Origin of the sequence: Vibrio sp. Vb1980 (genome assembly GCF_033338615.1) — a bacterium.
Lineage (GTDB): Bacteria > Pseudomonadota > Gammaproteobacteria > Enterobacterales > Vibrionaceae > Vibrio > Vibrio alginolyticus.
This window is the reverse complement of the sequence record NZ_JAWOSZ010000002.1, coordinates 521,836-535,803: the sequence shown is the minus strand read 5'-3', so window position 1 is coordinate 535,803 and position 13,968 is coordinate 521,836. Positions and strand designations below refer to the sequence as shown.

Here is a 13,968-nt window from a genome sequence, read left to right as displayed (position 1 = left end):
GTCTTATTTATCGGTTTGCCGTCGACAACATCACGCCTGCACCAATAAATACTCCACCAGTCAAACGATTGAACAACTTCGCTCTTCCAGCGACAAACAACCAATCGGAGGCTTTTACCCCTAACAATGCATAAAATGTTAGCCAGCTAAGCTCAAAAACCACAAATGTAGACGCGAAAATCGCGTATTGAGACAGTAGCGGTGCGGAAGGTTCTATGAATTGAGGAAACAAAGCGGTGAAAAAGACTATCGCTTTGGGATTACTAGCGCCAACAATGAAACCACTAGTGAACGCGCTAAACGCTGTCGCGGAACTTTGAGTCGTTGCCGTTTTATTAAAATCTGTCTGAGATGAGCGCAACGCTTGAATACCTAACCAGATTAAATAAGCGGCGCCACACCATTTGATAATATTAAAAACTAACTCAGATGAAGCAATGACAACTCCCAGCCCGGTAAATGAGAGCGTAAGGATGATCGTAATCGCAGACAAACTGCCAAGCGCAGTCATGAAAGCAATACGAAACCCACTACTCACTCCTTTACTCAAACACAACAGTGAGCTTGGTCCTGGTGAAGCTGTGAGCACGAGAATGGCAAGAGTGTAAAAAATCCATGTATCTATTTGCATTGGCATCCCTTCCAGCAAAATGAGGTTTATAGCCCATTGTGTAGAACTATTTTATCGCCCGGTTTCTATCCATGAAGCCGAGGTCTTAATAACCATCTTGCATCTAAATAACTTAGAAAAAATTAATAGATAGTTATGCAAATAAAATACGATCTACATGCAAGGATGTAAAGCCTGTTGTATAAGCTTATCTATTTCTCTTAATCATAAAAAGGCTTAGGATCGATCTCTAACGATGAAGGCGCGATCGCTCTTTCAATTTTGTACGCACTCGTTTTTAAATCCACCATCGTGACATCAATGTATCGTTTATACTTGCGGGAGTAGAAACATTTCACTTCTGGCTTTAATGCTTGAGATTCATTTGAAGACCAAACAATACCAACACGCCCATCGTTCAACTCGACAATAGAGCCTACGGGGTACATCCCAATGCAATTAATGAATTTGTAAACTAAGTCTGCGTCTAAATGAAATGGCGTTAGACTCAACAAGATTTTAAACGCTTCGGCAGAACTCATGCCTTTTTTGTAACAGCGATCAGCCGTTAGCGCATCGTAGATATCTACAATACAGCTCATACGGCCGTGAATTGGAATCTCCTCCCCCTTCAAGCCTCTAGGATAACCATTGCCATCTAACTTCTCGTGGTGCATCAAACAAACATCACGGCTTACGTCACTAAGTCCTTTTACGTGAAGGATTATCTCACCTGCGAACACTTGATGTAGCTTCATATGTTCAAATTCTTCAGGCGTTAGCTTCGCTGGCTTGTGCAAGATCTTATCATCGACTTTAATTTTACCTACATCATGAATAATGCCACCTACAGCAAGCTGTTTTAGCGTTGGCTTATCCAAGCCCAAGTACTTACCGAATGACACTAAAAGACAAGCGACATTGACGGAGTGTTCCAATAAGTAAGAGTCTTTTTTTCGGAGTGCAGAGACACACTGCAACGCATCTGAGTCAATCAAAACACTTTCAATGACATCGTCAGCCCAAGCTTCTACTTCATCAACTTCAATGATTTTTCCTTCAAAAGTTTGATTCAATAGTTTCTGCGCCAAATCTTTTGCTTCGGCGATCAGCTTTTTGGCTCGCTTGTGTTGGATGTCTCTCGAACGATAAGTTCGTTGACCCCTCTTAAAATCTGAGTGTTTCTGCTCTCTCGTCTCTTTAGTGGCATCAGTTGATTCATCTACAGGCTTGAAGACACACTGCTGCGAAGATAATGTTTGATCTACCCAAACATACTTTACGCCACTTGTAGAGCAAGCTTCTTAATGCCTTCAGGGCTAGATATCCGCCCTGCATTGGCTAAATTGACGCGCTTGTTGTGCTCTATCGCGGTAACAAACATACCAACGCCGATATCAGCGAGCGCAATTTTGATTGAATTTTTCGGATCGTACTGCATATAAAGAAGGCTTACTCGATATTAACGTCCGCATTATAAGAGATTTGATTACTTGGCGTGATAATAAATTTGAATTGATTACAATTAATGAGCATCCTGTCAATTAATAATCGGTCGCGCTCATTAAGTCCTTTTTGTTATTATGGTTTTATCCAAGATAACATATATACAAATGACGTTAGAAAACAGCACATTGATACCGACACAACTGAAAATAACTTTAGGATAATTATTCATAAATATTTATAGATTGCGGACGGCATCAATAACTGTATTTTATAAATGATTTTTACTGTTGACTATTTTTTATAAATGTCGATGATTAGCCGCCTAATCTTAGTATGTTATTAACCTAGTAGCGCATAAAATGATAGCCAAACAATTTGAACTGACACTTTTGTGATTGTAATGTACGCCAGCAGATCAACTCTATGTTATCAACCCCAACACTCATCTCTGATGCTAAAAGGCTCGAGGAGGAAATATCTTGACCACCATATTTGACCAACAAGTCTCAGATAGTGACCGAGAGTTCCTAAAAATCGTCGAAGAACGATTCATTCATATCTTCGATGTATTTAACGAAGGCCTCTTTTACATGGATGAGTTTGGCACCATGGTATTTTATAACAAGGGCTTTTATGAGCAGCTTGGTATCAACGCTGGTCGAATCAGCTTAGAGCAATGGTTAGACCTTGTTCACCCTCTCGATCGAGAAAGACTCTCCACTCGGGTCGATGCTCACATCATTACCAACAACACGAGGGTCACAACGACCTACCGCGTGCGTAAACCGAATGGACAGTACGTCTGGATTGAAGGCGTAGCCATGACCAAAGAAACAGAACATGGTCATTATATGGTTGGTAGCCACCGTGATATTTCTGAACGCAAGCTGATGGAAAGCTACATTCATCAAGTCGCATTTCATGACAATGCGTCAGGTATGGCTAATCGCGCCCATCTCTTGCTGGATATTGAAGATAGTGTGCGAGCTACCGATTCTTGTGCATCTATCTGTTACATTCAGATAGAAGAGATTAAATCTTACTTAAATCAATATGGCAGCGAGTTGGTCGATGGGTTAGTGGAAAAATTGCTACAAACTCTCAGTCACCTACCTTCTCCAAATAGTTCTGTATATCGCGTACATGATGATGACTTTGCGATTTTGATTCACGATGAATGCTCGGTAGAAACGCTGCAAAGTTATGCCGAAAGTTTAAAGGAAACCTACCACGAGGCAGTGATTGAAGAGGGCCAATACTTAGGAAGTAACATTAGTATTGGTTTGTATCCTTGCATAGATCCAAGTCACTCAGCAGAGGAAATATTACGTAAAGCAGCACGAACTTGTCAGTACGCAAGCGAGCAGAATAAAGACCGTGTTGCGGTTTACAGTGAGAAAACTCAGCATGCCGTAGACCGTTATTTCTTTATTGAACAAGGTCTAAAAAGTGCACTAGAAAAACAGACATTAAGCGTTAAGTTTCAGCCAATTATTGACGCCAAAAGCTCAAAAGTGGTGAGCTTCGAATCTCTGGTTCGCTGGCGTAGCAAAGAGTTTGGCGAAATTTACCCAGACGAATTCATCCCCGTCGCAGAGAACAAAGGTTTGATTGTCGAGCTCGGATATCAAGTCTTTGCCAAAGCGTGTGAATTTATCAAAAACTACCGTGATCGTTACCAAAACCAAGTTCGCGTCAACGTGAATGTTTCTGTACTTCAGTTAATGAACAGTGAATTCCCTGCGCGAATTAAAGCCATGGCGGATGAGGTTGGTGTCGATCCTGAGTCTATTGTGTTGGAACTAACAGAAACGTTTATTTTGGATAATAATCAGACAGCCATTGCCCCTCTGAATACCCTCAGGGAACTAGGATTTGCACTCTCTCTGGATGACTTTGGATCTGGTTACAGTTCATTAAATAGCTTCTTCGACCTCCCGATGACACAAATCAAAATTGATAGGTCGATGGCGTGGAAAACACTAACCAACCGCTCTTCACAAGAATATCTGAAGTTTCTTATCACTATGTGCCAGGAAAATAATATTGAAGTAGTGATTGAGGGAATTGAAGACGCCAAAATGTGTGAATTTTTTACCGAAATGGGCGTCGATTATCTGCAAGGTTATTGGTTCTCTAAGCCACTTTCTGTTGCCAGTGCAAGCCGCTATTCGTTGAGTTAAGCATACTAGAGCAATATTCCGCACGGCCACGTTAAACATGCTGAACTATTCACTATAGATTTCAGACACTAACTGGCCGTGACGAAAACAAGCTTAATGTCCCCCGATTAACGTAGACGTTCAAACACCACACTCTGATCTAAATGTTCGTGATACTGAGTGTAATCTAAGCCCACATCAAAGATATATTGGGTCACCAGGTTTCTAACGCACTCTATTAATTGGCTTGCTTGCCATGGTTTTTCAAAGTAGCGGTCAATGCCTGCGGAGTTGATCGCATTAATCGTATCGGTGTGCGTCGCTTGCCCGGTAAGAAGCACTTTCCTCGTAAAGCCAAAACGACCGTCCTTTAATACATCGGTCAGCAGCTCTACTCCCGTTTTACCTGGCATCACATGATCGGAAATAATCAATGCGATCATCTCGCCTTCTGCATCAAATTCATCCATCAGTTCTAGAGCCTCACCTGCTGATTCGCAGTCTTCGACATTCAACCACTGATTTAACGGCTCTAAATCTTGTAGAACCGCGCTTAGTACCTCTCGTTGGTCATCAACGCAAATTACATTAAGCTTCTCCATGTTCACCCTCTACTGGTAACTTGATTCTAAAAATCGTTTTTTCACTGTCGCTCTTTACTACAATAGAACCGTTATATCCGGCGATAATGCGCTTCACAATCGACAGACCTAACCCTAAACCAAACGACAATCCCCCCTTTTTAGTGGTGAAGTTTGGCCGGAAAATTTTTCTACGTGTCGCTTCATCAATTTCTGGTCCGTTGTTAGCAATCGTGACCAAAATTTTACCCTTACTCTCCCGAGTATGTATTTCGATACCGGGTTTCTCCGTTTCACCAAGTGCATCGCACGCATTCTTTAATATATTTACCCAAACTTGGACGAGTTCGGTTTGAGAACCAATAAAAGCAGGTAAATCCGCAGGGCTAAAACGAACACTCACTCGTCTTAAGTCACTTTGCAATAGAGCCAAGGCGCGATTGATTGAATCATTGATGTTAATCGCTTCATCCAAGTCGATATCCGTGCGCCCCAATTGTTTTACGGATCGTACAATGCCAACGGTATGTTTAGAGGCAATGCGTAAGTCATGGAGATCTCGTCCCATTTGCCAGAAACGTATCGCTTCTTCTGGTCTTTTTAGCCAATGTTCCGAAAGGAAATTATTTGGAACGGCACGTGCAAGATCACGAGCAACCTCCTTGGTTAAACCGTAGTATTTTTCGAAGTGGCGCCCCCGCTTTCTCGCTTCGCTAGAAGAGACTTTCTGCCCTTGCATTAAACCAAAATCAAAAAATTGACTCGCTTCCGGATGAACTTCTTCAAGCAGTTCCATGATAACTGTCTCTAGCCGTTCTGATTTACTGCTTACAACGCCTATCGCATTGTTCAACTCATGAGCAATACCCGCTGCAAGCTGCCCCAACGTTGTCATTTGCTCTGCGGTATGAAGCTTTTGTAGTGCTTTTTCTTTAGCCAATGCCTCTTGCATTGCGCGCCGTTGACGACGAGATAATTCGTTAACCATCACAGGCATAAATTGTGTCGTCAATGGTCCGTATGTCGCCTCTTCCACGGCGGGCGTATCGCGCTGTATCCAAGCCAATTCAACATCGGTTTGAGCAATCACTGTCGAAGAGGCAGTCCACGTACCAGAAAAGAAACTGTGTACGCCAATAAACGCACCTTGAGACGCAGAAAATACCTGGATCGGTTTCTTGTCATCTTCCGCGTAATAGCCCGCCAGCTCTCCCGAAAGCACATAGTACAAGCGATCGTTGTAGCCTGCTTGCTCAATAAGCACCGACCCGAATAAAACCGTTAATCGGCGTTCAAGGTGATTAAAGTAGCGTTGTACTAACGCGTCTAACTTCGTTTCGTACATGGGTTATCCAATATGCCCAACAGTATGTAAAATCCACACCATCACAAAACTGAGTAATACGCCAATCACGCCTAGCACGGCACCGATACGAGCCATTTGGCCGCTCTCGACATGCCCTGTTGCATGAGCTAACGCGTTTGGTGGCGTACTGATTGGTAACGACATACCGAGTGAAGCGGCAAATGTCACGACCAAGATTAGAGTAACTTCACCGCCGAGAGGCGTTAGCGAAGCCATAGAAGTACCCAGCGCAGCCATAATCGGCATCAGCAAGTTTGCGGTGGCTGTATGCGACATAAAGTTTGCCATTAACAAGCACAAGAAAGCCGCACCAAACAAGACAACATATGGCGAGAACTGATCAAACGGTATGCTGTGTACCACCAGCTTCGCAAGCCCGGTTTTATCTAGAGCAAGGCCCAGAGCAATACCGCCTGACACCAACCAAAGCACATCCCAAGAGATTTTCTTCAAGTCTTCTTTGTTGATGATGCCCGTCAATGAGAACACTGCGACCGGAATTAATGCTACTGTGTAAGAATTCATTCCATGTGCAGAACCCATCAACCAAAGAATAATCGTGCCGGCAAAGGTGACGTAAACCATTATTGCTTTGGGTGTTTTCAAAAACTTGCTTTTAATGTTCAGATCGATGGTGGTTTGTTCGGCTTTATACAAAAAGCCAATCAGAAACCAGGCTAACGCCATCATCACAATAACGAATGGCACACCAAATACCATCCATTCACCAAACGTAATTAAGTTGTCACCAACCAAATATTTTAGGGCGATGGCATTCGGTGGCGTGCCGATTGGAGTACCAATGCCACCAATGTTGGCCGCAACAGGAATACACAAAGCGAATGCAATTCGACCTGGGTCTTTAGGCCCGAAAACTGCTATCACAGGGGTTAAAATGGACAACATCATCGCTGTTGTTGCGGTGTTTGACATAAACATGGAAAAAACAGCTGTGATCAGCATCAACCCCAGCATAACGAACTTTGGTTTTTGTCCAAATGGTTTGAGTAACACTCGGGCTAAGTTGACATCTAACCTGTACTTTGTCGCCGCCATAGCCAAAAAGAAACCGCCGAGGAAGAGCATAATAATCGGACTAGCGAAGGTCGCCATTATCTCGTTGTATTGTAATAGTTCACCAAAATGTGGCTGCCCCTCTTGCAAACGAAAGAGCACAATACCTTTATTTGATACAAGCAATAGCTCTAGGACAATGATCACAACCGAAGTGGCGTAGATTGGAATTGGCTCGAATACCCAGCAAAGTGCGGCAAGCAAGAAGATTGCAATCACTCTTTGCTGGACGATAGTAATGCCATCAAATGGGAACGCAGAGAGAGGCATTAACCAAACAAGCAATGGTATCAATGTTGGAACAACGTATTTGAGATAAGGGCGCATAGTACTACTTCTCTTCCTGAGATGGTTAGCCAGACACATTTGGCGTTTGGAACGCTATTACCCGCCGCAAAACCAAAACTTTCAGACTGTTTTTTAAGCCTTCAGAGACGAAATGCGGTAATGGCGTTCCAGAGAAGATTATGTACACTGTTTTCAAACAAAACGTTGGTGCGAGATCAATGAACTCGCTTTCACATTGGAAAACATTTTATATCTGTGTTCAAGCTCACTAAATGCTCACTATTTAAGTTAAATATACTTTTCCATCATAAAGTTAGTTAAGGTTTCTCCCCTAACCTCAACACGTTGTCGAGACTTAACTGTGAAACCCATTTTCTCGTAAAAAGGTCGGGCGGTAATACTCACTTCAGAATACAGTCGTTTTATCCCCTGTACTTTCGCCTGTGAAAAAAGAAAAGACATCAAATCACGACCAACACCTTGTCCTTGGTATTCATGATGGCAAAAGAAATGATCAATCAAGCCGTCACCTTGCAAATCACAATAGCCAACGACCTGCCCTTCTATCTCCGCGACGTAGGGTTGAATATCGTCCATTTTGCGTTGCCACACATCGAGGTCAAAATCTGATGGTGCCCAAGCGGAAACTTGTGATTCCGTATAATCACGACGATTAATGATTCGCACAGTATGGTAAAAGAGTGCCCACAGTGTTGGGGCATCCTCGGTGCGATAGCAGCGTATTGAGAGCATCAATTTCCTCATTCTTATTCAATAAATACTAAGCATTAACGCAAAGTGATACTAGTGAACTCATCATTTTCAATGCCAATCACTAAAGGCTTCCCAATCTGATCACTGTTCATCAGTACGGTTGTATTCAACTCTCGGCTTGATCTGCGTATTTTGCTTTTTCTTATGATATGAACATTCACAATATAATCGGAATACTCCTTTATGATTCCGCCAGAAAATTCTACGTGCTCACTTTCATTGTCTCGGACAACATGAAATTTTCGATTGGCTTGAATATCAGTACTGATGGAGGAGTCACCATAGTTCAGCACAACGGACGTTGGTTCGCTATCTTGATGGGCAAAACAGCCAAATGCGAACATGCTTAATGCGAGTATACTTTTTGATTTAAACATTAATTATTCTATTTCTAGTTATTTTTCTGCTATTTGCATGACCAAACAGCACTTGTTCTGTGAGCGCCTATTGTGCCATAGCTGAACGCTGACTCTAAACGCGCAAAAAGATGAGCGATGAAAATTCCGTCCAAAACAAGCAAATGTGAGGGTCACAAACTCACTCAATCAGTCAAAATCCACTGTAAACCTATGTTTTTTAATGCTTTTAATTAATGTGCCCGTGTAAGGAATACATACAACCTCTTACTTTTTCATACGCAACTAGACGAATGAATCGAGAAATACGGCATCGTCTATGCCACATGTTACAAATCGGCTTACCTTATTATTACGTATGAACTGGAATTATGGCACTAACTTCCCTCTCTCTTTTAATAAGGAGAGGATTTCAACAATCAGACTTGCCACGTTTTTATAGCTAAAATCAATAGAGCGTTACCAGCATCGGTTGGTCTAGGAGCAATAAATGAAAGACCCTCTCAACTTTACTCACCATGTAAAAATTTGGCTCATGTCAATCGCGGTTATGCTGGGTGGATGCACTCAAGGAGATTGGCGTACCGCTAGCAGAGAACCTGCGGGTATCGCACCCGATCCTTCCAATGTTAAGCATGCTGTGATTGAGTTTTACGCCGCAGACGCGTTTGGTTGGCGAGGCTGGTTTGCCGTTCATACATGGTTTGCAATAAAGCCTGAAAATGCGAACGAATATACAGTGTATGAAGTAGTCGGCTGGAGAGTGAATCGCGGACAACCCGCTCTATATCAGTACCAAACTGGGACGCCAGATCGATATTGGTATGGTGCAAAACCAGAAAAGATCCTCTCCATACAAGGTGAAAAGGCCCGCCAGCTTATCCCTAAAATACAAAGTGTTATTAACCAATACCCTTGGGCTGAAGAATATACGCTGTTTCCAGGGCCAAATAGCAATACATTTCCGGCTTGGGTGGGTAAACAAATTCCAGAATTAGAGCTGAACTTGCCGTTTCGCGCAATTGGTAGCGGTTACGCCAGCGATTAACAGCAAAGATTAGTCACTGGCTCGTTTTATGTTCAGCATAAAGCGCAATATCTATTGTGCGTCGTCACCCAACTCCGTTCTATTTCTTCCATTATGTTTCGCTTTATACAGTGCATTATCGGCGTCTTTCATTACCGCTTCAATTGGTGTGTCATTGCCTTTCCAGTGAGAAACGCCCAACGAAACCGTGACCTTACCAACCACCTGAAAGTCATGTTGTTCCACGTTGTGTCTAATACGCTCTGCAACATCCATAGCGTGGTTTACGTCTGTTTTTTCCAAAAACATCATAAACTCTTCACCGCCAGAACGACACAGGTGATCATTAGAGCGAGCTTGGTCTTTCATTAACTGCGCAAACTCTCTAAGTAAGTTGTCACCCACGTCATGGCCATAGTTATCGTTTACGCTCTTAAAGTGGTCAATATCTAGCGCCAAAACAGAGAACGCGGTATTTTCCTGCTTAAACAAACCAAGAACTTTATCTAATCCACGTCGATTCAATAATCCAGTCATCGAATCTGTTAATGTATCCAGTTGCAGCTTATCAATGGTTTTTGACACGATACCAAATGCTTTAAGAAAACTAAGCTTCAAATGTGAGACCTCAAAATACCAAGACTTAACCAGTTTGAGATCATCGATAGATGATGAATGTTCTTCGACACCTCGCACAGCACCCGCTAACTGCCAAAGTGGTCTAGAAATAAGAAGGGACAAGAACCAAATTAGCAACAAAGTTAATAAACCAATTGGAATCGACTTAAGGAAAACATTCCACATCTGTTCATCTAGCACAGATAACGTCATCGATTTCGGGCGCTGAGCAACAATTCCCCATCCTGATGACTTTACTGGCGCATAACCAGCAAGCATTTCGACGCCGCGAGAGTTAACAATTTCTTTGTTGCCGCTCTGCCCCATCGTCACCGCTTTGATTGCTTCATTATCGTCGATTACTTCACCAACCCTCGATTGATCTGGGTGATAAATCAGAGTGTTACTCTCATCGACAACGTAAAGGAAAGAACCATCTTTGTATGCGTGCTGGCTGAGTAACTCTGCGAGAATATTTTCTTTTTCTAGATAAATAGTGCCGCCGATATAACCTAAATATTCATTAGATTGAGAAAATATAGGGTATGAGATGGTTAACAAGTAATTTCCAGCGGGCGATATAAATGGTTCTGTAACAACTGGTGCTTGAGCGTTTAAAGATTGGCGTTTTCTTTCACCCACTAACCTTACACCTTTCACCTGAAGTGTTTCAGGTGATACGGAAATAATAACCCCTTTTGCATTAACGACAACCACAGAGTTAAATGATTTGGTTTGCGTTCTTAATCTCTCAGCCTCTTTATCAAGAAGCTGAGCGTCATGCATCTTGTCTTTTAGCACGTTCGCACTGTATTTTAGCTGCGACATTGAGCTTTCTATGAAAGAGTCTGTCATTTCAGACATTTTTTGGGCGTAAACACGGTTTGATTCTAACGTGTTATTGATGATGAGATCCCTTTGAACACGATAAATCGAGTAGAATGCGTTGATCAAAGTGACAAGCACACTGAACACACATAGGGTGACAATAAGATTTCTAAGATTGAGTTTTTCTTTTCTTCTAAAAGACATTGCCAATGGCCAACTTTGAAGGCTTTCTATATGAATGAGCGTATAGGTTATATGAAATTGATTTGATTTTCAGGTAGTAAGTTGGGATCAATGTTAATATTTGCTCACATTAAAGAACACTTTATGAGCTAAAAAGAGAATTCAGTAGCACGATAAAGAACCGTGCTACTTTCATATTTGGCGTTTAAGAGGGTTTTGTCTCTGTCATCGTTTTTAATATATCCACAACTAGCTGATGATCATCTAACTGCGGTAAACCCGATACCGTCACAACCCCAACCAAACCAGACCCAGAAAGCCGAATTGGGAACGCGCCACCATGAGCACAGTACTCACGAGCATCGAGATGAGGCTGATTTTCGAAATCACGTTGCTTTTGCTTGTTGTACAGAGAAAGATAGTAAGAGCTGTGGCCATACCTTAATACTGAGTTTCGCTTCCTACGGACCCAATCTAAATGATCAGCGCAGGTTCCTGCCATCGCGTATTGAAATAGCGTTTGTCCAAAGCCGTAAACCTCAATAGCAACAGCCGCGCCGCGAGCTTCAGCCTCTTCTTTTAGAGCGAGGCCGATAGACCACGCAATATGGTGATTAAATTCCGCCAACTGAAGTTCATGCTCTTGCAGGGCCACGAGTTCAAGCGTCAAACTCATGGTTTCACCTGAATCGTTTTACCCGTTTTACTGCTTTCCAATGCCATCTCAATCAGAGCGATATTCTGTACTGCTTGAGCGGCAGGAACCGGGTTATCAGTGCCCAAACGAATGGCGTCTGCCACACCAACAAAGTAAGCTTGGTACTCGCCTCTCTCCGTTTTGATAGTTTGCGCACCGTCTTCGTCGTAACGGACGCCGTATAACACCTCATCTTCTTCCGACCAAGCATCGTTTTCCGGCAAACGGCCTTCTTTTAAGTAGCCCTCTTGAGGATCTAATCCGAACTTTTCATATTTAGCTTCCGTACCCAATACTTTGTAGCGGAGATTCGGCTCTGGGCTATACAAGTTTGAATGCAAGTGCACAATATGCTCAGGGTAATGAAGTATCAAGTTGTAATAATCAATCGTCGTCGCGCCCGGACGCATCATTCGACATTGTGCGTCTATCGCATCTGGCAAGCCAAACAACACCAATGCTTGATCGAGAAGATGAGGAGCAAGGTCGAATAGAATACCACCGCCATCTTGAGCCTGCTCTCGCCATCGTTGACGAACTTCAGGGCGGTAACGGTCAAAGTGTGACTCAAACAGCTTTATATCACCTAACTTACCTTGTTCGATAAGAGATTTAACCGTGAGAAAATCTCCATCCCAACGTCTATTGTGAAAAACGCTCAGCACTAGACCTTTCTCTTCCGCCAAGGCGATAAGTTCATTACCGTCTTCTATACGAGTAACAAACGGTTTCTCGACGATGACGTGTTTCCCATTGTTCAACGCACGCTTTGCAAGTTCGTAATGTACGTCATTTGGCGCAGTAATGATTACGAGCTCTGCATCACTATCATCGAGTAAAGTATTCGCATCAGAAAACCACTTAGCATCTGGCCAATCATTTTGAACCGCCTCCTGTTGACGCGAGCTTATCGCGCTCAGCGTTAAATTTGGTAGCGCTTTAATGAAGGGTAAATGAAACGTTTTTGCTGAATATCCGTAACCAATCACAGCGGTTTTTACGGGATCGTAAGCCATTCTAAGATTCCTTATTTCGGTGACACAACAATACATTCAATATCATTATGATCGAGGAGTTGTTGAAAATCTGATTGAGGAGGATGATCGGTAATAATGATGTCGATCTTTGACAAATCACATACGTGGTGGAAATTGTCGCTACCAATTTTTCGGGATTCACAAACGACGATGACCTGCTGAGCTTGAGCAATCATCGCTTGTTTCATTGTTGCTTCTAACAAACTATTTGTTGTCAGCCCCCGGGATGACAATGCACACACGCCAATGAACGCTTTGTTCACGTGATAATGCTGCATTTGCTGCTCTGCTTGCGCCCCTAAAACTGCTCTGGCATAAGGGTCAAAGTGTCCGCCTAAGAAATAAACGTCCATTGTGTCGTTTGTCTCAGCAGCGGTCAGCACATCAATGCTGTTAGTAACGACGTTGAGCTTGTTTTCTCCACAATGTGCTTTTCCTGCATAGAGTGGGAGCAGAGATAAAATGGTGCTGGTATCAATAACAAGATGGTCGCGCTCATCCAACAACGCTGCGGCAGCTTGAGCCAGTCGATGTTTAACGTCACTCACGGGTCGACTCGCGTATGCCTCGGTATGGGAAGAGATCGGCGCAAGCATGACACCACCTCGTATTCTTTGTAACCCAGGTTGCTGACTCAACTTAACTAAGTCTCGGCGAGCTGAATCTCGCGAGATACCAAAGTACTCACAAACTTCAGACAACGTTACTTTGTTTTGCTGCTCCAGCTTCGCTCTGAGTGCTACGAGTCTTTCTTCTTGTGTCATAACTTAAATTCACTTAAGTGATTTTAAGTGATTTTAAGTGATTTTAAGTGATTTTAAGTGATTTTAAGTGATTTTAAGTGATTTTAAGTGATTTTGCCACAATAATAGAAAAATTACCAACAAAACCACTTACAACCAACTCAATTGACCAAAG

The 13,968-nt window shown here is 42.7% G+C and carries 12 protein-coding genes and 1 pseudogene; 2 read left to right on the top strand and 11 right to left on the bottom strand.

What is annotated here, in order from left to right; translation table 11 throughout:
* Window positions 1-7: 7 nt before the first annotated feature.
* Both R7F64_RS05580 and R7F64_RS05575 read right to left on the bottom strand, forming a co-directional pair.
* Window positions 8-631 (bottom strand): LysE family translocator, encoded by a 624-nt coding sequence (locus R7F64_RS05580; protein WP_025766704.1) that lies wholly within the window; start codon window positions 629-631, stop codon window positions 8-10.
* Window positions 632-831: 200 nt separating this feature from the next.
* Window positions 832-2,051 (bottom strand): annotated as a pseudogene (locus R7F64_RS05575) (HD-GYP domain-containing protein).
* 487 nt (window positions 2,052-2,538) lie between these two features.
* Between R7F64_RS05575 and R7F64_RS05570 the strand changes: the two are divergent.
* Complete coding sequence (locus R7F64_RS05570) at window positions 2,539-4,242, top strand: putative bifunctional diguanylate cyclase/phosphodiesterase (RefSeq protein WP_258470154.1); 1,704 nt, start codon at window positions 2,539-2,541, stop codon at window positions 4,240-4,242.
* A gap of 107 nt (window positions 4,243-4,349) precedes the next feature.
* Here the strand turns inward: R7F64_RS05570 and R7F64_RS05565 are convergent, their stop codons facing one another.
* From R7F64_RS05565 to R7F64_RS05545, 5 genes are all read right to left on the bottom strand, one after another.
* Window positions 4,350-4,823, bottom strand: a complete 474-nt coding sequence (locus R7F64_RS05565) for a response regulator (RefSeq protein ID WP_318071513.1) — start codon at window positions 4,821-4,823, stop codon at window positions 4,350-4,352.
* Window positions 4,810-6,147 (bottom strand): sensor histidine kinase, encoded by a 1,338-nt coding sequence (locus R7F64_RS05560; protein WP_318071512.1) that lies wholly within the window; start codon window positions 6,145-6,147, stop codon window positions 4,810-4,812. The genes R7F64_RS05565 and R7F64_RS05560 overlap by 14 nt, the downstream gene beginning before the upstream one ends.
* A 3-nt stretch (window positions 6,148-6,150) precedes the next feature.
* Window positions 6,151-7,569, bottom strand: coding sequence for an SLC13 family permease (locus R7F64_RS05555; protein ID WP_017634015.1), 1,419 nt, complete (start codon window positions 7,567-7,569; stop codon window positions 6,151-6,153).
* 249 nt (window positions 7,570-7,818) lie between these two features.
* Complete coding sequence (locus R7F64_RS05550) at window positions 7,819-8,283, bottom strand: GNAT family N-acetyltransferase (RefSeq protein ID WP_017820619.1); 465 nt, start codon at window positions 8,281-8,283, stop codon at window positions 7,819-7,821.
* A gap of 35 nt (window positions 8,284-8,318) precedes the next feature.
* The gene (locus R7F64_RS05545) at window positions 8,319-8,681 is read right to left on the bottom strand and encodes a hypothetical protein (protein ID WP_050550049.1); all 363 of its coding nucleotides are present in this window, start codon (window positions 8,679-8,681) and stop codon (window positions 8,319-8,321) included.
* A 469-nt stretch (window positions 8,682-9,150) separates the two neighbouring features.
* On the opposite strand from R7F64_RS05545, the gene R7F64_RS05540 reads away from it, so the two are divergent.
* Window positions 9,151-9,708, top strand: coding sequence for a DUF3750 domain-containing protein (locus R7F64_RS05540; protein WP_033905229.1), 558 nt, complete (start codon window positions 9,151-9,153; stop codon window positions 9,706-9,708).
* A 51-nt stretch (window positions 9,709-9,759) separates the two neighbouring features.
* Here R7F64_RS05540 and R7F64_RS05535 read toward each other — a convergent pair whose 3' ends face one another.
* From R7F64_RS05535 to R7F64_RS05520, 4 genes are all read right to left on the bottom strand, one after another.
* Window positions 9,760-11,337 (bottom strand): sensor domain-containing diguanylate cyclase, encoded by a 1,578-nt coding sequence (locus R7F64_RS05535; protein WP_005389121.1) that lies wholly within the window; start codon window positions 11,335-11,337, stop codon window positions 9,760-9,762.
* 184 nt (window positions 11,338-11,521) lie between these two features.
* Window positions 11,522-11,992, bottom strand: coding sequence for a heme-degrading domain-containing protein (locus R7F64_RS05530; protein ID WP_033905228.1), 471 nt, complete (start codon window positions 11,990-11,992; stop codon window positions 11,522-11,524).
* Window positions 11,989-13,029, bottom strand: a complete 1,041-nt coding sequence (locus tag R7F64_RS05525; protein ID WP_042522861.1) for an oxidoreductase — start codon at window positions 13,027-13,029, stop codon at window positions 11,989-11,991. Before R7F64_RS05525 ends, R7F64_RS05530 begins: the two co-directional genes overlap by 4 nt.
* An 11-nt stretch (window positions 13,030-13,040) precedes the next feature.
* Window positions 13,041-13,814 (bottom strand): DeoR/GlpR family DNA-binding transcription regulator, encoded by a 774-nt coding sequence (locus R7F64_RS05520; RefSeq protein ID WP_033905226.1) that lies wholly within the window; start codon window positions 13,812-13,814, stop codon window positions 13,041-13,043.
* Between the last annotated feature and the right edge of the window lie 154 nt (window positions 13,815-13,968).